Raw genomic sequence first — 22386 nt, forward strand, 5'->3', positions numbered from 1 at the left:
CATAAGTGAGCTGCTGATCGATGCGCCGGCGGTAGCTGGTCCTGGGCGATGGACCGCATCCAGGAGAGCGTGAGTAGCAGCTGCAGGGGATCCAGCGGTGAGCGGTAACATTAGGCAGGGCAAAGCTCAGATCCGGAACCTGCAGACACATAAGTGAGCTGCTGATCGATGCGCCGGCGGTAGCTGGTCCTGGGCGATGGACCGCATCCAGGAGAGCGTGAGTAGCAGCTGCAGGAGATCCAGCGGTGAGCGGTGGCAATTAGCCAGGGCAATGCTCAGATCCGGTTCCTGTAGACACATAAGTGAGCTGCTGATCGATGCGCCGGCGGTAGCTGGTCCTGGGCGCTGGACCGCATCCAGGAGAGCGTGAGTAGCAGCTGCAGGAGATCCAGCGGTGAGCGGTAGCAATTAGCCAGGAACAATGCTCAGATCCCGAACCTGCAGAAGAAAAATTGATAGTAATAGATCAATATGCTATTATAAATAATATTTTTGAGGCATATGCCTCAAAAAAGGAGGAGCCTATGTTTGATATAAAATCTTTAACATTAAGTGATATAACGACAGAGCTTCATCACGTATTTGAATTGTTTAATAAAACTTATTTTGATGGGGTATTACCTACACCAGCTATAACTATACAATCAAACGGGCATCAAAGGCTTTCTATGGGATGGTGTTCAGTAGTACCCGTTTGGGGCACACAAGATGGGACATTGCAAATGTATGAATTAAATCTATCAGCTGAGTTTATGGATCAGGACTTTTATGAAACGATGGATACTGTTTTGCATGAAATGGTACATCTTTACCACCTTCACGCAGGTATACAGGATACCAGTCGTAAAGGTACATATCATAATAAACGCTTTAAACAAAAGGTTTTAGAGCTAGGATTTGAATACAAGGAGGATAAACCAGATCCTAAACATGGATGGACTTATGCGAGACTTGGAGATGAGGCAAAACGAAAAATAGGAGAAATGCCGATTAGAAAAGAAATATTCGTTATCGCACGTCATGGATATAGTTATTTCAAAGCCTTAGCAGAGGGGGGGGAAACGGATGAAATAGCCAGTTCTAGCAGTACTAATATGGGTTATGAGTCAGGCTCAAAATCTATTAAATGGACCTGTCCATCATGTGGGATTTCAGTAAGATCATATAAAAAAGACTTAAACATTTTATGTGGTGATTGTAATCAAAATTTTGAAACAGAATAAGTCGAGATTTCTAGGTCACTATGATAAACAACTGAGTATGAGCAGCTAGATTCTAGTAGTTGGAGCATGTAAGACAGTACAATCCAGAGCCATAAATATAACCTTAAAAAGCTTTGTATGTATGATTTATTAAATACAAAGCTTTTTTTTATTTTTTTATACCTAAAACCATTTACAAAAGATGTTTTGATGGTATAATAAAATAAAAAAGGAGGTGATTACATGGCCGAGGCTTCACTTGAATCACTTTACGATCAATTTGAGGCACTTCAATCTGAAATGTATGAATTAAGTAACCTTTATGCGTTAAATTCTTATGTAGTCGTATCTAAGTCACAGCAATTAGATCAGGTACACAATCTTATTAATAAAACAAAAAAGCCGAATGCGTAGGAGCAATCGACTTGTAAGAGGCGTGAAACTTTGCCGGTACCACGCCTCTCCAGAATAACATACAAAGGGAGAGAGTAGAATGGAAATTTTGACAACACCAGTTTTAGGTTGGGTATTTTTAGTAGAATCAGGGCTTGCGTTTTTATGGTGCATGTTTAGAAAAAATAAGCAAAATTCCGACAAAATATAGGTTTGGAGCAAGGCTGTGAACAACTTTTCTCTTCTTTTTTATAACCTTATGTGCTAAAATGTGGATAACTTAAATTGTTCTTTTGACAAAGAAATAGCCATTGAAAAAGCTTCTAGTAGAAGAGTTGGAGCTCTGATACTAGGTGCCGAATCAACCGATCTGGACATCGGTGAATCAGTGCTTTAACAATGACCTGGGGTATTTCTTAATACCTTATTTATGGTATTGATATATATTAATTTACCATAGTGTCATCTATTTTTCAAGTGTTTACAAGCCCTCGATTTGTCTTTGTACAGGCAGATCGTGGGCTTTTTCTGTATTCATAAACAATTAAAATCCATCTATTAGAGGGGTAATTCATCTAAGCCATGAAAAGGATCCTTTTTTCCACGGTGTGCGTTAGAAGTAGATTTATAGGACTACGTATGAATGCGCTGGCTTAAGATCTTTGCTATTTATAATTTCGCACTATATGAAAAATTCATAATAGTAACGACTGCAGTCCCTTTGCCACTACCAGAACATATATACAATCGATCTCATAGCAATTTAAAAAGGAAGCTCTTTCTGTCACATTTTACATAATCAGGAGGTAATTATGCAAAATCCAATGAAACTAAAACGGGTCGTTATTAAAGAGGAACTGGTAGCTTTAACCGGCGATTACGTGTCAGCATTAATACTAAATCAATTTATTTATTGGTCTGAAAGAGTCAAAGATGCAGATAAGTTAATTCAAGAAGAAACTGAGCGTATGTCTACCAATGGACTGCAGCCAAATCTAAAACGTGATCATGGTTGGTTTTATAAAAAAGCAGAAGAATTGTCTGAGGAATTAATGCTTAAGGCAAGTATTCAAACCATAAGAAGAAAAATAAAAAATTTGATTGACGGTGGATGGATCTACGAGAGAAGAAATCCTAATTATTCTTGGGATAAAACATTTCAATACAGAGTAGATTTAATACAAATTATGACTGATCTAAGTATAAAAGGTTATCACTTAGAGGGATACGAATCATTACAACGAACGCTAAATATAACAAACTTTCAAATGACATACCCGAAGTTCCAAAATGGAAGTTCGGAAGACCATTTTGGAGATAGCAAGTTCCAAAATGGAAGTTCGGAGGTCCAAATTGGAGATTCGAATCACCATACAGGAATTTCGAACGGTCAATCTGGATACTCGAACTTCCAGAATCGAACTCCGAACCTCCCTGCTGGAACAGCAATACCAGAGATTACTTCAAAGACTACTTCAGATTCAATATTGAATGATAGATTGAATGGGTCGGCTATCGCCGCCTCTATGAATCTTCCATTGAATAACATTGATGATAATTTAAATAGAATATACGAAGTGCTCTGTACTAATGTGCCTAAATATTGCTACGTAGCAGATAATATACCAATGAATGATAGTTATATAGAATCTATCTTTCTAATGTTAAGCAGCCATCATAAAGATATTCTCTTACCAGAAATAGTTATTAAAGCGTGTGAACTCTACTTCGAAAAATCTTGTAATCTTGATTTGGTTTCTGGTGGTGTATCTATGCATTTGAAAATAAACAATCCAACTGGATATTTTTCTACATGTTATGAAGAGGCTTATAAACTTTACAAGGTAAAGCAAGGTTTATTAAATAGATAATTACGAAATCTACTAATTGAGCCAAAGTTAATTTTTACAGTGCTTATTTTAGTGCTCATTGCTTTACAAGAGATTGAGTAACTAGAACTCACCGGTAGATCCCTGCAGTAACAGCTCACTTAGTGTCTGCAGGAATCAAATTCGGGCATTGGCCTGCCTAATTGCCACCGCTCACCGCTGGATCTCCTGCAGCTGCTACTCACGCTCTCCTGGATGCGATCCAGCGCACAGGACCAGGTATCGCCGGCGCATCGATCAGCAGCTCACTTATGTGTCTATAGGAACCGGATCTGAGCATTGCCCTGGCTAATTGCTACCGCTTACCGCTGGATCCCCTGCAGCTGCTACTCACGCTCTCCTGGATGCGATCCAGCGCACAGGACCAGGTATCGCCGGCGCATCGATCAGCAGCTCACTTATGTGTCTGCAGGTTCCGGATCTGAGCATTGTTCCTGGCTAATTGCTACCGCTCATCGCTGGATCTCCTGCAGCTGCTACTCACGCTCTCCTGGATGCGGTCCAGCGCACAGGACCAGCTACCGCCGGCGCATCGATCAGCAGCTCACTTATGTGTCTACAGGAACCGGATCTGAGCATTGCCCTGGCTAATTGCCACCGCTCACCGCTGGATCTCCTACAGCTGCTACTCACGCTCTCCTGGATGCTGCTACAGCTAAATATTTCAAATCATACTTGTATCATACTTTTTAGGTACGTTACAGGCTGAAATACGTGATATTCTTATAACATGATAATTTTTGACACCAGGCAGTTACACGAGGGACATTGAGTTAAGAAGTGATACTTCTTTCGAAAATCATATTAAGCGTGAAGGTGCCGATAGTAGGCGCTTTTTTTGTTTAAAGAGGGGGGTAACATGGGAATCTGGTCTTTTAAAGAGGCGGCAGAAGTTTTAGAACTTGCTGAAAGCTCTGCGAGGCGCTGGGTTTACAGTTTAGAGAATGCTGGGTATCAATTCGGGCGTAAAGAGAAACGAAGAAAATTGACGGATGAAGATATGATTGCGCTACTAAAACTGAAACTGCTGAGTCAGAGAATGAATCTTGAAGAGGCATGTGCCGTTGTTTCAGATGAAAATATAAATCCAGAGCGAGTAGTTATGATCGATAGTGATTACGAAGTAGCTGAAAAAGAATTTGAAGAAGAGTTATTCAAATTAGATTCATCTATTTTTTGGGAAGGTGGAATTCAATCAATAGAAAGAGTTAAAGAAATGTGGACGATATTAAAACAAAAGGAACAGCACAGTTAATAGTGCTGTTCCTTTTGTTTTAATGATGTTAAAGGCGAGAGAAGGAGGAAATAAAATTGCTAGAGGATACCAAATTAATTAATGATGCTTTGGAGATCGTAAAGTTGGGAACACAAAAATTTAAGGTGAGTGGCGGTTATATTATGCCGCGCGGATACGCATTTAAACATCCTAAATTGGGGTATCTGGCTTTTTGTCATAGCCCTAATTGTCCGTATAATCCGATAGGTGGTCAAAATGCTCTCAAAGAGATTTTAGATGCTGGAGGGTTTACAGGATTTGAAGATATCGTTTGGTTACAGGATATGATATAAGGCTACTGAAGTAAGCTATATAAAATAGGATTATAGAAAGGAAAAATGAAAGATATGTCGGAAATTAAAACGGATAGTAGAACACTGATGATTGCAAATCCTGGTGGTGGTGATACTATCGGATATTTGCAAAAGACAATTGGACAACTTCCAAAAAATAAAAAAAGTATCATTGTTGAATTTCCATGTCTTGGTATTCCACGGATAGCTTATGCGCTAGGTGAAGAAGCGGTCAAGATTGATAAGGAAAAGTCCATGGATCAGTTACTCTTGGACTATGACCGCAATGCACCAGCTGAAATGAGTGAATATATTTACACGAAGAATGATAGCAGTGATTATATATTGATGAATCCACGATCTAACCCTGAAAATCCAGTTACTAGAAGAATTAACAGCAACAGTTCATTGATCGAATTACCGCTTTATTTAAAGAATAAACTTTCCAGTATGTATGATTATATTTTTTTCGTTAGTCAAGGAACAATGATTCATCCAGCAACTTTGTATGGAATGAAAGTTGCAGATATCATTGTTTTCTATAGTTTGAGTGAAATTGAATTCGTGAATAATTATACTTTTTCTAAAAAAAGTAATGAAGTGTTTGGTATAGAGAAAGAAAGGCTGATTTTATTTTCTGCCACTAATCATTTGCAATCTAATAATATCGCAATTTATACCAAACACAGCGAACTAGCCAAAAAAATTTCGGAAATTGAGCCTAATGTAATTCAATGGAGTCCGCGAAATAGCCTCAAAACAGGAAATGAAAATATTGGGCTGATTGATCCAATGGATCATTTAACTCTTAAATATCATTTAAGAGAAGCAAAGACAGAACTTTCGGACTTGGAAATGAAGAACATAACATCTATTACTGAAAGAATAAGAGGACAACTCGCTGAGGGGCATTTAGATGATTATGTGAGTTCACTGACAAACGAAGATAAAAGACAAAAAATTAAATATTTGATTGCTGATATGGTGAGAAGTATCACGGATTTTGTTTTTACGATGCCAATCACTGATGTTATTGAGATGGTGCAAAAAGAAATTACAGAGCTTGGTGTAATCCAGGAAATTTTAGATGATCCAACCATTAGTTCAATCGAAATCAACGGTCCTGATCAGGTCATTGCAGAAATTAATGGTAAAGATATCCATATGGAGCATATAAAATTTCAGGGTACGGAGCATTTAATACAGACCATTGACAAAATGCTGATGCCGATAGGAAAGCCATTGTCGAGTAATGAACCAATTATTGATGCTAACTATCGAGGCTTTAGAATTTGTGCTGTTGCAGATAATAAACATTACTCAGGGGTGAGTGGTGGTCACTCTCTTATTTCAATAAGAAAATTTCCTCCTAACGTATACACAGACGAAGAATGTATAAACTATGGAAATATAAGCCTGGAAGGAACCGAGTTTCTTCAATTCGCCATAAAAATGGGGGCGAATACTCTGGTTGCTGGTGGGACAAACAGTGGTAAAACTGCTAAATTGCTTATGTTCCCTCAATATGTTCCAAAGATTACTAGAATCATTTCAATTGAGGACTCTGAGGAGTTGATGTATGCAAGCAAATTGCAATATAAAGATTATCCCAATTTACCATCTTTGTTAGTTAAAAATATTGAGGATAAAGACAAAAGTTATGGTATTGGAAAATTAGTTAAGGCTACTCTTCGGTTAAAGCCTTCTGTATTGGCTATTGGCGAAATAAGAGATGAAGAGGCGGCTTCTGAAGCTTTAATTGCCATGAATACAGGTCATGTTATTTGGACAACCATTCATGCCAATAGCGCAGCAGAAGCAGCTGTACGGTTATTGCAACTTAACGGGAATACTAATGCAGCTGCAGCGCAAGTTGCTGGTTCCTTGGATCTTATATTATTTCAGAAAAGATCGAAGAAAACTGGTGTGAGAGTTTTGATGGAAATAAGTGAACTGATTAGTTACAAAGGAACAGAGGAGCCTGTTTTAAATACAATTTTCAAGTATAACCCTACAACTCAGGTTTTAGAGTTTAAAAATAAGATTAAATCAACAAGCTTTTTGGAAAAAATTCAATCAGAAGAACCTGATGAAAAAGAATATCATCGCTGGTGTGAGGTGGAGGGTATATGAGTTTTGCACTTATTGCATTTGCAGTTATTGTTATAACTTATGGTATATCCAGCATATTACCTAAGAAAAAAAGTGAAGTGAGGAGTAACCGGCTACGAAATGCTTTTGGTTTTGATAGTGTAAAGGATCAAGCCACTGATCTAGGCTTAAAGTTTCAGCTAAAGCACTATATTATTCTTATGATAATTTCAATGGTGGTAGGAATTTCAATCGCGTTTATAACCGATAACCTAATGTTCGCAGTAGTCGGAACAGTTATCGGTTTTTTTGTGCCGCGATTAGTCTTTTCAAAATTAAAATATTCTAGAAGAAAGGCTATGCTTTTTAATCTGCCTACAAATGTAAGACTTTTAGTATCCATGATGAGGGATTGCAAATCTCTTCAAAAATCTTTGGAAATGTCTTTGCCAGTAATGTCTGGTGTCACTAAACCACTTTTTGAAAATCTGTATAATTCTCTTTTACTTGGGGTAGATCCACGAACTGCTCTAAAGCAAATGAGTGCTAAAGTTCAGTTTCGGAAGTTCGATGATCTATGTGAAAAGATAATAATGGGGAATATTGATGGGTTCCATACGAAGTCCATTAAAAGTATTAAGGAGTCAAATGATGATATTAAGAGTGACATCGCCTTGCTCCAAACTATTGATGTTGAGAACAGGACTAAACGAAATAAGTTTTTCGTTATTTTTCCTGCAGGATGGGCAATAATTTTTTTATTCGCTTATCTTGAAAAAAATATGGAGAGTATGGGTTCATCATTAAGCTTATTGACTACACCAGGCAAAATATTAGTTGGAACCTTATTGTTGACTACTTTTTTCGCATATTTGGGCAGGGATAAGTATTTAAGATTAGATTTAGACAACTTGTAATATCATCAACGACTTACTACCCTTTTGGGGGAAGATGGTCGTTTTTTTATTAATTACGAAGAACATTATTTATAAATTAATTAAAGGAGGTGAAAAAAACGAATCTTTCATTTTTGTTTTCAATTGTGATACTAATCATGTCTCTGCCAGTGCTGTCTATTATCTTGCCTGGATTTGATAGGCAAAAAAAAATAACAAAAATGGCTGTTTTTCTAAATATGGACGAGAAAGAAATCCAGCGAATGGAACAAAATTCTTTTCTTGTTCTTTTTTCGGACCGGCTTGAAAAATGGAAATGGTTAGATCAAATATTTGGAGAAGTTACAAGGGCAAAATATTTGACTCTGAATAAAAAGGATAGTTACCCATATTTCATTTCCAAAACGATACTAAAATCATTACTGTTTGTTCCAATAATGGTGTTGTTACCAGTAGTGACGCATATGCCAATACTTTATACACTAGTCCCACTTTCAGTGGGGCTTTTAATTTGGAACGATATTAATGATATTTCAAAACAGCACAAAAAAAGGCAGAATTTATTGATTAGGGATCTTCCAAATCTCATTAGCAAAATGATTAACGCGCTAGAGGTCGGTAAGCCCTTAAAAGGTATATTCGAAGCAGCCAGTAATCAAGGTAGCGAACTTCTTGGGCAAATGCTCAAGCGTTTAATTGCTAATAGCGACAGGATGTTAATGAAAGACGCACTGAAAATCTTTGCAGAAGATATTGATCTTCCAGTAATGTACGATTTTGTATCTGTAGTCAATGTTATTTTGGAGAAAGGATTCCACGAAGGGGAAGATGATTTAAACTCAATAAAAAATGATTTAAGGGATTTACGTAGACTTTCACTGATAGAGCTCACCAAAGGAAATCCCGAAAAAATGAATTTATTCTATGGGATTCTAATCTTTCATGACATGATTTTTATGGGTTTGATGGGATTTAAACTTTTTGCAGGTCTTGCTGCACTTTAAAAAAATTAAAATATGGAGGAGATATTATATGTCTAGTATCATCGGAAAAGCTAAAAATAATTTTAAAAATGTAGGTGCTAAACTTTATTCTAAAAGTATGTCCCTTATCAATGGAGATAAAGGCGATGGCGTGAATTGGGTTGTAGTTACATTTGTTACTATTATATTGATTGTTCTTGTTTTTGTACTGTTTAAAGATAAACTGATTCCGTTGATTTTCGATAAAATTTCTAACAAAGTCAATGAAATTAACTGATTTTATGAGAAGAAAAATGAAGAATCTGATAAAAAGAGAGGATGGGGACAGTCATGTCTCTATCCTTTTTTATTCTCTAATAGTTACTTTTTTTGTCATGTTCGGATTATCAATATGGCAGTACACAGAGGCCAAGGGCATTATTAACAGTGCTGCTAATGAAGTTTTGCAAGTAATGAAGGTGCAAAATGGCGCGAATGCACAAACTAGACAACAATTTAATGATTTATTGGTAAGGGCTGGTATGGATCCTTCGAAGATAACTTTCCAAGCTACTTCACAGACTGTACAGAGAGGGGACGTATTAGAGATAAAGGTATCAAAGACAGTAGATATTTATGCTGCCAAAATTTTAGGATTATCCTTTAGCTTGCCCATTAACGTTAAGGTTACAGGTCTTGCCCATAAGCTGATCAGAGAAGGAGGGTAACTAAATGTGGATGAAATTATGGGGGGCTATTCTAATAGGGACATTCTTTGTCATTTTCTCCTTTGACACGTATTCAGTTGGCTATCTATACGCTAAGTCAGGTCGGGGTTTCGAGCATTCAATTGATGCAGGGATAATTGAGTCAGGAATTGTAACGGATGCTCAACAAGGTACGGTAACACTTGATGAAGATATGTTGAGGAGTGCAGTGAAGCGTGAATTTATTCGCTATATGAACCTTGATCCATTGATGGAGAATGCATACATGAGCGGAAGTCAGTTAGATTTAAAGATCTCTTATGATTCAGATGGAATCCCTTGGATTCAGGTTGAGTTCAAAACAAGGATTTCATACTCAATAAAAGAAATAAGTTATCCTCTTTCATTAAGTCGAAGAATAGCGTATGAGAGTATTTATATATAACAGAGAAAAAAAGAAACACATTAACGAGGAGGCGTAATCTTTTGAAGCGATTTTGGAACAAATATACACGGGCTCTTTCATTTATCGTTATTGGACTTGTAATATTAATCGGAGTTTACACCGTTCAAAATAGAAATATATCTCAACAGGTAGAAACGCAAAGGGTTGTTGTAGCCAAACAGGACATTGCACCATTTACCGAAATAACAAAAGACAAGTTGCAATATCGCGAAATAGTTCTGAGTGAAATTCCAACAGATGCGGTTCTTGATGCTGAAGATCTCAAATTCGGTGATCTTTATGCAGGGGAGTATGGTATTAGAAATAACGAACCGGTTAGGACAACTTATAATACGACATCCTTGAATTCAGAAGTTGGCAGTAGTATTGGTCTTAAAGAGGGAATGACTGAAATCGGGATAGCCACTGATTTAGTCCGATCTGCAGGGGACGACGCTAAACCTGGTGTATATGTCAATGTTATCGCTTATGTAAGGGATGAGGCTACAAACCTTAGCAAAAAAGTTGTAAATCCAAAGTTAACTAATATTAAGGTCTTAAAGCGCCTGAATTCAGAAGGAACAGCACCTGATGTAGCATCAGGTAATAGTCTTATTCCAGTAGTAGTTGTGCTTGAAGTGACCGTTGAGCAAGCCGCTGCTATCATGGAATACCAGGAGAGTGGAAAGGTGTACTTACTTCCGGTAGGTATAAAATCTTAATAGTCTGAAAATTATCTTTACTTTATGTCGGACAAAAATTATAATTAGGTATGACATAAAATAAGGTGATACGATGAAGGAGAAAGAAACGCCTTTAAACCAAGTGAAAAAAAGGAATAGAGGGCGACCTCCAGCAGAGAATCCGAAGGTCAAACGAACAGGATTGAGGCTGGATGATGAATCAGCTAAGATACTACAAAATTACTGTGAAATAAACAACGTAGATAGTTCAGAAGCGATACGAACAGCAATAAAGCTTTTAGGTTCGAAAGTGAATGATTTTGGTGGTACTGAATGGAAAGAAAAGGTGCAGCAAAGTCAACAAATATTTAATGAAGCAACAACTTCAATTAATAAATTATTGAAAGATCTTTATGAAGTAGTACCGTATGAAAATAAGGGGAAGGGTGATCAAAATGAAAACGAATAAAAGTATGAAGTTGATAATTTCTCTCCTCATGCTCTTTAATATTGTTGGTATTGCTGGTGTTTCTGCTGCCCAAGTTCAGGGAGTCACGGTAAAGGTGAATAATAAAAACGTCACATTTCCAGATGCAAAACCCTATACAGAAGGTGATAGGGTGATGATTCCTATTCGATTTGTGTCTGAAGCATTGGGCGCAAATGTGGGCTATAGCAAAGAGAGAGTAGTTACAGTTCAACAAGGTGATAAAAAGATTACAATGAAGGTAAACAGCACTTCTGTAGTGGTGGATACTGTTATAAAAAAACTTGATGTTCCGGCACGTTTACAACAATCCCGTGTCTTTGTTCCACTGCGATTTGTGTCAGAGGCTTTAGGAGCTCAAGTCGGATGGGATCAGAAACAAAGAATTGTGAGTATTACAACTGATACAAAGAAACCAGTTGATAATGGATCACAGCAGCCTAATAAGGATTTCGGTTGGAATCAAGAAAACAAAGACCTTGGAAAAGTTTTGTTTGTGGATAATATAAGCCTTACAAACGGCGTGGTTACTTTTACGCTTCCGAAAGATGTGAAGGGAACATATTATAATCCTGGCGGTGGTAGTTTGTTAACACCAGGGAATAAATATACTTTTGCTGTTGGACAAGGAAAGGGATTTGTTTCTTTCTCGATGGTAGATCCTACAAATGCATTTTGGGAAAACTTTTCAGTTATTTTTGATGTTCAAGATTCAAACCTTGTAAGGGATTTTTCCGAACATAAGAAAGATGCAGTAGTTAAAAATGGAGATAATGAGAGCCTTTTGTCTGAAGTAATTAAAGCAGCCCAATCTTTAAAGTAATCTGCTTTTATGAGTCGAATAAAAATCATAATCTTAGCAAAAAGACCCCTTCTAAAATGAGGGGTCTTTTTGCTAAGAGAAAAGAGGAGGGTTACGTTTGAAAAGGAAAATAATGCTAATTATATCATGTTTCTTTGTTATGTTCGGTGCAGTGTCTAGCGCTGCGTCAGCTGATCCAATGGTGAAAAAATATGTGCCTCTTTGGAACTATGACTATGAAGGGACTGCGCTTAATGGTTATATTCCAGCCATTGATAAAGATGTTAACGGGAACGTGTGGAAGTTAACGGGCTGGAAAAGTGTTTTTAGTTTTCCAAATAATAAATCAAGCATTATTAATAATTATGATGTTTTCAATGTGAAAAATAGTCCAGGGGAGGATTTTGATAAAGAGAATGGGTTTGGTTTGGTGTATAAAAGTGCATCAAGCTTTGGTACATTATTTGATGCAATTAATTCCAATAATCTAACTGTAAGTACTAAACAACTAAAGTATTATCGTGATAATTTCATGTTAAGTGCTGATGATGCGATTTTTAAAGAAGGGCATCCCTTTTTTTATAAATTGGAAAACTATTACCCTCTCATTCGTACATCGGGAATAGTACAGCGATTGGGAATAAAATTTGTGAAAACTGAAAAAACATCTGAAACTGAGAGAACTGCTTATTACAGTGTTTCACCTTGGCCTGAATTGAACGTTGTCCAGGGTAATAATTTGACAATAAGTTTTACTGCTTCAGGTTATAGTGAACGTAATATTCGTGTAGTTGCAGCGCCTAAAGGAGCTTTTCCGGATCTAAGTAACGTTGTCTCATTAACAGATGGGAAATTGATAAATACTACTGAAGATACCTTAAGTAAAACTCTCAATTTCGAAGCTAAGAAGATTCTTAAAGTTCTAGGGAAAGACGTTGATATTATTGTAGAAGATGGTTATGGCAGAACCGCTATTAAGAGTTTGACACTGGCTGACAATACACCTATGGACTATAAACCAACTGAATTAACGCTTACAGAAGGTGGTCAGTTATGGGCTAAAGTTCGTTATGATGGAGAAGATTTTATCACTTCTGATTCAGTTAACGTAGCTGGAATCCCTAATACTGCAGAAATGAAAATCGGTGGTGCGGTGACTGGTGAGTTCACTATGTACAGTAACCAGACGGCGCTACCTCAAACTATAACCAATGGTACAACATTATCCTTTTTTCTAGGTAAAATCGATGTTGGGAAAAAGCCTGGTAAGTATTATATTAAGGCGAAAGCAACGATCAACAATCCAAATCATCAGAATCGTGCGCTGGAGTCACCAGCTGCAGCATATCTTAACAATGAAATTAGTGGTGAGTGGTTAATCGAAGTGGCTGAACCATCAACTGACTTGGTTGCCCAATCAGTGACGGCAGCCCCTTCAACGTTAGTAGTTGGAGATTCATCTATAATTTCTGCTAAAGTTAAAAATATCGGTGATAATGGTAAATCTAATGTGCGTATTCGTTTCTATGATAATGGAAACCAAATTCATGAGCTAAGAAAAGATCTATTGGCTAATCAAACGGCTACTGTCGGCGGGTTTACTTGGTCTGGTGGTGAGGGAGTACACAATATCACAGTTCATGTAGATCCACTAAATGAGGTTGAAGATAAGGACCGTTCAAACAATATTGCATCTACTGGATGTACAATAAACGGGCGTTCTGGATCGAGTGACGGAAATTGTTCACCTAAGCTAGAAGGGAATTGGAAAGTAACATATAGTCTTATAACGGGATATCACACTAAGACTAGTTATTACACCTGGAAAGATATTAATGGGAAAGAGTACTATAGTTCATATAGTTACACTGACTATAGTGATCCCATTTGGGAAAACAGAAGTGTCTCGTATCAAGAAGAGTTGAAAGTAACCTCAACAGTTACTACAAAGCAAGGGATTGCAACGGACCTCAAGAAACCTAAAGAATCTGATCGGGAAAGTAGAGGATCATGGGAAATCATACCTTATGCAAGTAAATCTTCTAAAGATCCTAATAGGATTACTCGGGCAGGATACGGTTTTGAGGTTAAGGTGAATACTGACTATAGCAATGATTGGGAAACAAAAGTACCAACGGGGTTGAATAATACTGCAGAACCGATAGGTGGAAGTTTTAAAGGTCCGGACGCAATGTATGCGATGGTTTATGATACGAGAGGTACTCTGGTTAAAACTATTAAAATGGAAAAAACATCGGGTAATAACAATACAGCAACTTGGGAGCTGCCAATACAAAGCGTAAAATCGGATTCAGGGAAGGTATATAATGATAGGAAATTTTTTACTGCTGTTAACTCACCTAATGGATCCTACACAATAAAAGTATACTCATCTGAATCAGGTATGACTGGATTGAAAGTATGTTTTGAAAAGAAGGTTGAAATATGGGGTTCAATGTATGATGATGTTCAAAATTTGAAGAGTAATTAATTCTGTTAACAGTAGCCATATCCTCGGATATGGCTATTGTTATTTTGATTTGGAGGTGAATATTATACTGCTGCTTATTGCTCTAATTTTAATCTGTATGATATTTAGCTATACGGATATCAGGACAAGAAGAATTCCAAACAAAATCATTCATCCTTTGCTTATATTGATCTTCGTAATCAGAATGTTTGATGTCCAGTTTTATTTCGGACTCATACCAGCTTTAATACTCACAATTCTTTTTTTTGTTAACTCAAACGCGATTGGTGCTGGCGATATTAAGCTAATTGCATTGATTGGACTGGTTCTTGGTTTGGAAAAAACACTCTTTGTGATAATGGGGATGAGCATCTCCGCGATGCTATATCTTATCTTCCGACTCTTAAAAGATAGAGTAAATGTTAAGTCAATCCCATTAGCTCCATTCTTGACGTTTGGGGTTTTTTGTAGCGTTATTTTACTTTATTGATTTAGAACTTGACCTATTTTTGAAAGGAAGAATGAACATGGAGAATAGTATTATTAATTCAAAAATCGTTGAACTTGCCGTGAGAAATATCCGTGCTTCCAATGTGAATGTTGAAGAAGCTTATTCATTGGCATTACGTGAGGCTAGTCAATATTTTCAAACAGATCTTGATATGCCCATTTCACTCTCTGTGAAACGTCTCATTGAAATGAAAATCTGACACATTATGTTGGATGAAAGGTGTTGTTGAAATGAAAAAAACTTGGATATACATATTTATTATCTTTTTTCTGACTGTTGGAGGATTTCTTAATATCGGTTCAATAACAGAGGTGCTTGCCGATAATGTAGAAGAAAATCATGTGAGTTCAGATGAACAGATGAATGTGGAGATGAGTGTCCTAGATGATGTTTATAAAGTTGAGAAAGATACTGTAATAACTGAAGTGTACTCTTCTCAATTACTGAAGGTTGTTCCTTCAATAGATTCTCCCAGTATTGATATGTCTGGAGTAACACTTTCGAAAACTCTTACCGTGGAGATTGGGAATTCATCAGAAAGTGGGTGGCAATACGATATATCAATGCAGGATTTTATTGTGACTAGATCTTACTCGGATAATCGTCACGTAACCGCAAGTTTCCCGTCAAGTTATGTTGCTTTCACGGTTACTGATTTAGAGGCTATTGAGGGTAATCCAGAGGGGATATTCTTAGGTTCTGGATTTTTCTCGGACTCGCAGACTGTTCTTCAGGCTTCAGAGGGATCTGGTAGAGGTACATTTAAGGCTGCTATTAATCTAAATATCAGCGTACCGGCTTTACTTAATATTAAGAACGCCCAGGGGATGTCAATACCTGAGGGAAGAATAGGCATGTTAACCGGAAGTTATTCATCAACAATGACTTGCACATTGGTTTCAGGAATTTAAGCAGTTAGAGAGGAAAGAAAAAATGAAGAAAATAAGGACCGGTTATTTCAAAATCATTTCATCCGTTTTGATGATCTGGTGTGTATTTTTGGTGGGGATGGCAAACGCAGAAAGCTCATTCGTACTTTCACCAACTAAAGAAGTGGAAGAAGGTCGAGGTTACTATAAAGACCAGATCAAGCCTGGTGACACTCGGGAATATACTTTTTTCATTCGAAATGCAAAAGACAATCCTGTAAAGATTAAAATGTATCCAGCAGATGCTCTACCAGCTCAGAATGGGGGGAGGAGCTTTTCGGAAAAGGATCAGGAACTTAAGCTCGTGGGAAAATGGATGGAGCCGCAAGGAGTGAATGAATTCACTCTGAAGCCTAAAGAAGAACGCAGTTTTACTTATAAATTGACTGTACCAGCGGATATTACTCCAGGTCAGTATGTCGGCGTTATTGCTGCTGAAGAGCTGATCAAGGCAGCAGAACAAAATCCTAACATTCAAGGGCAGCAAGCATCATTAGCCATTGATGTGGTTAACCGAAGTGGCGTGCAGATGGTTCTGGAATACAAAGCAGATCAGGCGAAGCATAATATGAGCATTGATAGTTTTAAACATGATTATGTTAGTTCGGGATATTCCAGGCTGACGGTGGAGCTCAGTAATTCAGGAACTATACTTGAAAAACCTAAAGGTAAAATTCGTATAAATGATAGTAAAGGTCAAATAATCTATAAACAGGATTACGCTGCAGAGTCAATCTATGGTGGGACAACAGCAGATATGGTTTATATCGTGAATGAGACTCTTTTGTTACCAGACACATACGAGGCGTATTATGAAGCGACTTTTTCCGGAAAAACAATAAGTCGTACTTTTTCGTTTTCTATTAGTCCTGAGCAATCCAACGTATCTAAAGAGGCTTTAATACAAAACGGAAAAATAGAAGTAACTCAAACATTTTGGGATTGGTTAGAGCTTCATCTTTGGGTAGTTATTTTAGTAATCATAATTATTGTTATCTTTTTCTTTTTGTTTTTTTGGTTGTTGTTACTGCTTTGGAAACGGAAAAAGGAAAAGGAAGAAGAGAAAGAGTCTGATCCGGAGGCTATTAAACCCGTAGATAAGCAATTAGAAAACTAAGAAGGAATTATTAAGAACGGACTCTATATTTTTAGGGTTCGTTTTTTGTTGTTTTATTGTCTTGAAAGGAGGTGGTGATGTTCGCAGTGTAGGCTGATTTCTAACAAAGATAAATTTTCGAGGAGGAGAATCATGAAAAAAGTATTATTAAGTATTTTAATGCTGGTAGCCTTAGCAGTTCCAATGTCTGCTTATGCCGCAGATACAGGTGAATCAGAAGTTGTGGTAACTGGTGCGGGGCTTCAAATAACTCAAACGAAACCAACCTTTACGGATGTAACGCTTGATTTGAAGCAGAACCAGAGTTCAGCTGCTAACAGTAATTTGTATGTACTAGATGCGCGTGGTACTGCAGCTGGTTGGGGTGTTGTACTCAGGGCTTCCGATTTTAAACTGACAAAAATGGTAGGTGGAAAGGCAGTTGAATTTGTCATTCCTGCATCAGCTGTATCGTTCTCAACCTTGTACAAAAGTGCTATTGTCGGGACACCAATTGATTTCCAAGGAGCCAAGGGAGAGTTAGCAAATCAACAGGTGCTCTCCTCAGCAGACAGTCGTATTGTAGCAGTGATTCCCTCTGAAGGGGCGGGAACTCATCAATTTTTAGTTAATTACACCTTGAATGTTCCTAAGCTGATTATGGGTAGTAACGGACAACAGGTAGGTTTGCTACAAGGTACCTATACCTCAACATTTAGTTACACTGCAACAGCAGGAATATAAATTCGAATACTGGAGGAAAAAAATGAGGAAACAACGGACTCACACTACGTATAAGAAGACTAGAAGTGGATTTATATTTTTCTTAGTTCTGATGTTATTAGTTCCGGCATTAACCTTTTCTGGAATGGCACCTAAGGCACAGGGGGCGTCTTTCAAATCTGTAGTTGATGTAACTACTACCTATGCCCTGGATAATGATGTGTATTTTAGAGTTACATTTTCAGATGAGTCAAAAGCTTATTTCCACAATAACACATTGGAGTATCCTTATGATGCTAATATTCTAGATCGTGTACCTGGATATTACAGGGATAGAGACGGCTACATTTGGAACAGTAGTACAAATACAAAAATTAGTTCTTTAACGTATACATCTTTAGTTTCTTACAAGCTTAATATGAGTGGTGTTGTAGCTCCCAGTTATTTCGCCCTGACAACTGATGGAAAAGTACACGCATGGGGCGAAGGGATAAAAGGTCAGTTAGGTACAGGAAGTGTTGCAGATAGAACTACACCTGGTTTTGTTAAGAATGGATTAGATAGTACTGATCTCACTGGAGTTAAAAAGATATTGGTATATTCCGATATGGGTGTTTTCTTCGTAAAAGACACACAAGTATTCTTTGTTGGTTATAATGTCCTGGGCTTGAATGCAAATCTTGGTGTATCTATGCCCCAAACTGGAATACCTGCCTTTACGAATGGGTCATTTGACTTAAAGTTTGTGAATAATGTAATGCTAACTTCGGATGGATCTCTCAAAAAAGAGACAGATGGTAGTTATAATTTTTCATATAATCATTACGATAAGTCAAGAAGATATTTTATTATAAACGGTCAGACATACACATACACTAGTTTTTATAGCCCTGATGGTGGAGAAGATAGGGCGAGTTCTACTACTAAAGCGTTAGTACCCTTCAATGAAGATCCTAATGGGGTACTGAAAACGCATGTTTCGCTTCAAGTAGGGTATTTTGAGTTGTATACCTCATTAGAGGGATCAAATCTCTATAGATGGGGTCAATCTAGTATGGCTAAGTGGTATCCAGACACCACAGGAGGAATTAACTTCTCTTCTAAAGAGCTTATGACTACGGGAGTTAAGAAAACAACATCTACGAACTTCACAAGCTTAAATCTTATCCTAAAAGAAGACGGCACCACTTTTGTGTATGGTGAGAATAATAGCGGTTATGCGGGGGTTTCAGGTAGCGCATATCCTTCACCTAAGAGAGTTTACGGTCCTAATGATGAGCTAACTGATGTCGCAGATATTGGTTACGCTGGTCTACAAGGCGCTACTTTTAAAACAATGGGAATGGGAGCTTTTTATGCACTAGTGCCCTCTAGAGGGGCAGGTAATGACCTAGTTTACTGGAAGGGTTCTACATTCAAGACAACTGGTGTAGCTGGAGAGGCATTTGCTGGTTTTATTGAGCCAAGAGCTGGAACCGGCGACTCTGTTTTATTAGGTATAACTAAAGCAGGTAATGTATACAGTCTTAGCCCTACAACGGGTGTAGGTTCGAAGATACCTGGATTGACAAATGTAGCACCAGAGGGATATGTTCCCACTACACCTGAACAGCCTACCATAACTTCACAAACTCTAGATAGTTATAATAGAAACACACTAACAGTGGATTATGGTACAAGTTCAGTTAAGGAATATTCACTGGATAATGGAACGACATGGACTCCATATACTGCACCTATTGTAATTACACAGTCGGGTTCTATAACATTTAAAGCCAGAGCAGGCGATGGATCGACCTACAGTACAATACTCACGACAACTTTTACAAATACTCCTATAGTTATCCCAACAGGATATCCAAAGATATTAATTAGCGATGATATTGTAACTATAGATATAGGGTCTACTCCCACAAGTACAACAAAAGTCTACGTGTCTATTGATGGGGTGGAGTCGCTTTACACTGCACCTGTAAAAATTTCCGAAGGGACTCACGTAGTAAAGGCGACAATTAAGAATAAAACTACAGATGCTGTATTGGGGGAAGCTACCGAAACCGTGACTTCTGTTCCTGTAGCAACACCAACACCAACGCCAACAGCGACACCAACGCCAACAGCGACACCAACGCCAACAGCGACACCAACGCCAACAGCGACACCAACGCCAACAGTGACACCAACGCCAACAGCGACACCAACGCCAACAGTAACACCAGCACCAACGCTGGACCCAAGCTGGGGGAATCCAATCGGTTCTGAAGATGTAACGTTTAATGTTCTTTCAGGAGGGTTTTCCTCTCAATTTAATGGATTACTGCTGGACACAGTAACCATTAGTACTACAAATCAATATCAGGTTCTTAATAGTGTGACAAATTCAATTATTGAAGATTCACGGGGGACGGGAGCCGGCTGGAATTACTCATTAAAGGTAACGGATTTCATTTCTGATCCAGTAATCGACAATAGCTTGGGTGAGAATAACCTGGTAGTTAAAATGCCTTCAAATTCTTTAAGTGTAGATGTTTCAAATTCCAAAGTAATGGCAGGTCAAGACACTAATTTGAGCTTAAATGGTACTTATGTATTTAATGCTGAACCAGTAGTGTTAGCAAAAGCAGAGGAGTTCCAAGGTATGGGACAATATCAAATTCCAATGTCCTATATGTTGAGAGTTCCAGATAAAGTTGAGGTGGTTTCAACTGGAAGTGGAAGTAATTATCAAGTTGGAGCAAAAACAGGGCTGCGAGTAGGGACATACCGGTCACAGTTTACTTTCACCCTTGCATCAGGAATTTAATTAAATAGACCTGGATTTCTATTAGGGTTAGTGATTTGGAAAAGGCTGATTAATGGATCAATTTGATCTATTAATCAGTTTTTTTTTTACTTATAAATATCTGAGAGGATGAACAATAATGGATCAAGTGGATTTTTGCAATGATGATAAACGAACGGCGTTAGCTGATTTTCTAGGAATAAAAGTGGATCAATTAAGATCCTGGAGCGATGGTTCCTTTACTACAGGTGATAACGATAGTAATGACTATAAATTGACTCTTTCCCCATCTAGTTACGGTATATTCCAAGGTCGAGCCGGCAAATATTACGTAAATAAGAACTAACTCTACCCGGTCTTGGACGCTAGCAGCATCCAGGAGTATGAGCTGCAGCACAGATCCGGAACCAGCGGACACTAAGGTAAGCTGCTGAAGAATAGAAGGAGTGATTGAAATGAAGATAGCTGTTTATACCGGAATTACCAATGCGGGAAAACGTTTTGAACAATATACTACCCCTGAAGAAATATTAGAGGGGTACCAGAACAAAGATAAGGCCAGAATAATTATTTCTGACCTAAAAAGAACTGGCGTTAGCGTCCGTCCAATTAAGGGGAGTATTGAAGCAGTTTATTATAAAGTAGTTCCTGAATCTTAAAGGGCTTATTAGTCTATATAGATCCTGGTGTAGAGGTTGCTACTGGGTGCTAACAGCATCCAGGAGAGCGTGAGTAGCAGCTGCAGGGGATCCAGCGATAAGCTGCAGCACTTAGCCAGGGCAATGCACAGATCCGGAACCAGCAGATAGTTAGGTGAGCAGCTGAAGACTCCGGATCGATGCGCCGGCGGTAACAAGGTCCTGGGCGATGGACCGCATCCAGGAGAGCATGAGCTGCAGCACTTAGCCAGGGCAATGCACAGATCCGAAACCTGCAGATAGTTAGGTGAGCAGCTGAACTCCGGATCGATGCGCCGGCGGTATTTGGTCCTGGGCGCTGGACCGCATCCAGGAGAGCGTGAGTAGCAGCTGCAGGGGATCCAGCGGTGAGCGGTAGCATTTAGCCAGGGCAATGCTCATCCGGAACCTGCAGACATTTAAGTAAGCTGCTGAAGACTCCCAATCGATTCGCCGGCGGTAGCTGGCAGCATCCAGGAGAGCGTGAGCAGCAGCTGCAGAGGATCCAGCGGTGAGCGGTGGCACTTAGCCAGGAACAATGCACAGATCCGGAACCTGCAGACAATTAGGTAAGCAGCTGAAGACTCCGGATCGATGCGCCGGCGGTAACAAGGTCCTGGGCGCTGGACCGCATCCAGGAGAGCGTGAGTAGCAGCTGCAGGGGATCCAGCGGTGAGCGGTAGCATTTAGCCAGGGCAATGCTCATCCGGAACCTGCAGACACTTAAGTGAGTTGCTGAAGACTCCGGATCGATGCGCCGGCGGTATTTGGTCCTGGGCGCTGGACCGCATCCAGGAGAGCGTGAGCAGCAGCTGCAGAGGATCCAGCGGTGAGCGGTGGCACTTAGCCAGGAACAATGCACAGATCCGGAACCTGCAGACAATTAGGTAAGCAGCTGAAGACTCCGGATCGATGCGCCGGCGGTAACAAGGTCCTGGGCGATGGACCGCATCCAGGAGAGCGTGAGTAGCAGCTGCAGGGGATCCAGCGGTGAGCGGTAGCATTTAGCCAGGGCAATGCTCATCCGGAACCTGCAGACACTTAAGTGAGTTGCTGAAGACTCCGGATCGAT

The 22386-nt window shown here is 38.8% G+C and carries 25 protein-coding genes; 23 read left to right on the forward strand and 2 right to left on the reverse strand.

All coding sequences use genetic code 11. From position 1 onward, the window contains the following. Positions 1-524: 524 nt before the first annotated feature. The 23 genes from NYE58_RS37290 to NYE58_RS37395 all read left to right on the forward strand — a co-directional run bounded on the left by NYE58_RS37290 (position 525) and on the right by NYE58_RS37395 (position 21296). Positions 525-1223, forward strand: coding sequence for a SprT-like domain-containing protein (locus NYE58_RS37290; RefSeq protein WP_076138942.1), 699 nt, complete (start codon positions 525-527; stop codon positions 1221-1223). A gap of 222 nt (positions 1224-1445) precedes the next feature. Then, positions 1446-1616, forward strand: coding sequence for an aspartyl-phosphate phosphatase Spo0E family protein (locus NYE58_RS37295; protein WP_081386690.1), 171 nt, complete (start codon positions 1446-1448; stop codon positions 1614-1616). Positions 1617-2407: 791 nt separating this feature from the next. After that, positions 2408-3466: a hypothetical protein gene (locus NYE58_RS37300; protein WP_076138943.1), complete on the forward strand. Its 1059-nt coding sequence runs from the start codon at positions 2408-2410 to the stop codon at positions 3464-3466. A gap of 877 nt (positions 3467-4343) precedes the next feature. Further along, on the forward strand, positions 4344-4739 hold the full coding sequence (locus NYE58_RS37305) for a hypothetical protein (protein WP_076138944.1): 396 nt from the start codon (positions 4344-4346) through the stop codon (positions 4737-4739). A 56-nt stretch (positions 4740-4795) separates the two neighbouring features. Next, entirely contained in the window at positions 4796-5053 is a 258-nt protein-coding gene (locus NYE58_RS37310; RefSeq protein ID WP_076138945.1) for a hypothetical protein, read from the forward strand. Positions 5054-5098: 45 nt separating this feature from the next. Then, positions 5099-7186, forward strand: coding sequence for an ATPase, T2SS/T4P/T4SS family (locus tag NYE58_RS37315; protein WP_081389209.1), 2088 nt, complete (start codon positions 5099-5101; stop codon positions 7184-7186). Further along, the gene (locus tag NYE58_RS37320; protein WP_076138947.1) at positions 7183-8061 is read left to right on the forward strand and encodes a type II secretion system F family protein; all 879 of its coding nucleotides are present in this window, start codon (positions 7183-7185) and stop codon (positions 8059-8061) included. The genes NYE58_RS37315 and NYE58_RS37320 overlap by 4 nt, the downstream gene beginning before the upstream one ends. A gap of 137 nt (positions 8062-8198) precedes the next feature. Further along, positions 8199-9044 (forward strand): type II secretion system F family protein, encoded by an 846-nt coding sequence (locus tag NYE58_RS37325; protein WP_143766814.1) that lies wholly within the window; start codon positions 8199-8201, stop codon positions 9042-9044. A gap of 28 nt (positions 9045-9072) precedes the next feature. Beyond that, complete coding sequence (locus NYE58_RS37330) at positions 9073-9300, forward strand: hypothetical protein (protein ID WP_076138949.1); 228 nt, start codon at positions 9073-9075, stop codon at positions 9298-9300. Between the two features lie 16 nt (positions 9301-9316). Next, the gene (locus tag NYE58_RS37335; RefSeq protein ID WP_076138950.1) at positions 9317-9730 is read left to right on the forward strand and encodes a DUF4320 family protein; all 414 of its coding nucleotides are present in this window, start codon (positions 9317-9319) and stop codon (positions 9728-9730) included. A 4-nt stretch (positions 9731-9734) separates the two neighbouring features. Then, a complete protein-coding gene (locus NYE58_RS37340; protein WP_076138951.1) occupies positions 9735-10154 on the forward strand; it encodes a hypothetical protein in 420 nt (139 codons plus the stop codon). Between the two features lie 41 nt (positions 10155-10195). Then, a complete protein-coding gene (locus NYE58_RS37345) occupies positions 10196-10876 on the forward strand; it encodes an RcpC/CpaB family pilus assembly protein (protein ID WP_076138952.1) in 681 nt (226 codons plus the stop codon). A gap of 73 nt (positions 10877-10949) precedes the next feature. Further along, entirely contained in the window at positions 10950-11306 is a 357-nt protein-coding gene (locus NYE58_RS37350) for a hypothetical protein (protein WP_076138953.1), read from the forward strand. Next, positions 11293-12147 carry a copper amine oxidase N-terminal domain-containing protein gene (locus NYE58_RS37355; protein ID WP_076138954.1) on the forward strand — a complete coding sequence of 285 codons (855 nt, stop codon included), beginning with the start codon at positions 11293-11295 and terminating at the stop codon, positions 12145-12147. Before NYE58_RS37350 ends, NYE58_RS37355 begins: the two co-directional genes overlap by 14 nt. 97 nt (positions 12148-12244) lie before the next feature. Then, positions 12245-14617, forward strand: coding sequence for a CARDB domain-containing protein (locus NYE58_RS37360; protein WP_076138955.1), 2373 nt, complete (start codon positions 12245-12247; stop codon positions 14615-14617). Between the two features lie 55 nt (positions 14618-14672). After that, positions 14673-15086, forward strand: coding sequence for a prepilin peptidase (locus NYE58_RS37625; RefSeq protein WP_143767404.1), 414 nt, complete (start codon positions 14673-14675; stop codon positions 15084-15086). A gap of 37 nt (positions 15087-15123) precedes the next feature. Further along, entirely contained in the window at positions 15124-15306 is a 183-nt protein-coding gene (locus NYE58_RS37365) for a hypothetical protein (protein ID WP_076138957.1), read from the forward strand. Positions 15307-15337: 31 nt separating this feature from the next. Continuing rightward, a complete protein-coding gene (locus NYE58_RS37370) occupies positions 15338-16018 on the forward strand; it encodes a hypothetical protein (RefSeq protein ID WP_076138958.1) in 681 nt (226 codons plus the stop codon). Between the two features lie 22 nt (positions 16019-16040). After that, positions 16041-17153, forward strand: a complete 1113-nt coding sequence (locus NYE58_RS37375) for a WxL protein peptidoglycan domain-containing protein (RefSeq protein WP_076138959.1) — start codon at positions 16041-16043, stop codon at positions 17151-17153. A gap of 132 nt (positions 17154-17285) precedes the next feature. Continuing rightward, positions 17286-17876, forward strand: a complete 591-nt coding sequence (locus NYE58_RS37380; RefSeq protein WP_076138960.1) for a hypothetical protein — start codon at positions 17286-17288, stop codon at positions 17874-17876. A 22-nt stretch (positions 17877-17898) separates the two neighbouring features. After that, positions 17899-20658, forward strand: a complete 2760-nt coding sequence (locus tag NYE58_RS37385) for a hypothetical protein (RefSeq protein ID WP_340893372.1) — start codon at positions 17899-17901, stop codon at positions 20656-20658. A 118-nt stretch (positions 20659-20776) separates the two neighbouring features. Beyond that, on the forward strand, positions 20777-20983 hold the full coding sequence (locus NYE58_RS37390; protein WP_076138961.1) for a hypothetical protein: 207 nt from the start codon (positions 20777-20779) through the stop codon (positions 20981-20983). A 109-nt stretch (positions 20984-21092) separates the two neighbouring features. Continuing rightward, entirely contained in the window at positions 21093-21296 is a 204-nt protein-coding gene (locus NYE58_RS37395) for a hypothetical protein (protein ID WP_076138962.1), read from the forward strand. A gap of 437 nt (positions 21297-21733) precedes the next feature. Here the strand turns inward: NYE58_RS37395 and NYE58_RS37400 are convergent, their stop codons facing one another. Together NYE58_RS37400 and NYE58_RS37405 are read right to left on the reverse strand one after the other, a co-directional pair. Then, positions 21734-22000: a hypothetical protein gene (locus NYE58_RS37400; RefSeq protein WP_340893374.1), complete on the reverse strand. Its 267-nt coding sequence runs from the start codon at positions 21998-22000 to the stop codon at positions 21734-21736. Positions 22001-22197: 197 nt separating this feature from the next. Then, positions 22198-22386, reverse strand: a 189-nt coding sequence (locus tag NYE58_RS37405; protein WP_340893376.1) for a hypothetical protein, incomplete at its 5' end; no start/stop codon positions are given.

Origin of the sequence: Paenibacillus sp. FSL L8-0708, assembly GCF_038009325.1 — a bacterium.
Classification (GTDB): domain Bacteria; phylum Bacillota; class Bacilli; order Paenibacillales; family Paenibacillaceae; genus Paenibacillus_AQ; species Paenibacillus_AQ odorifer.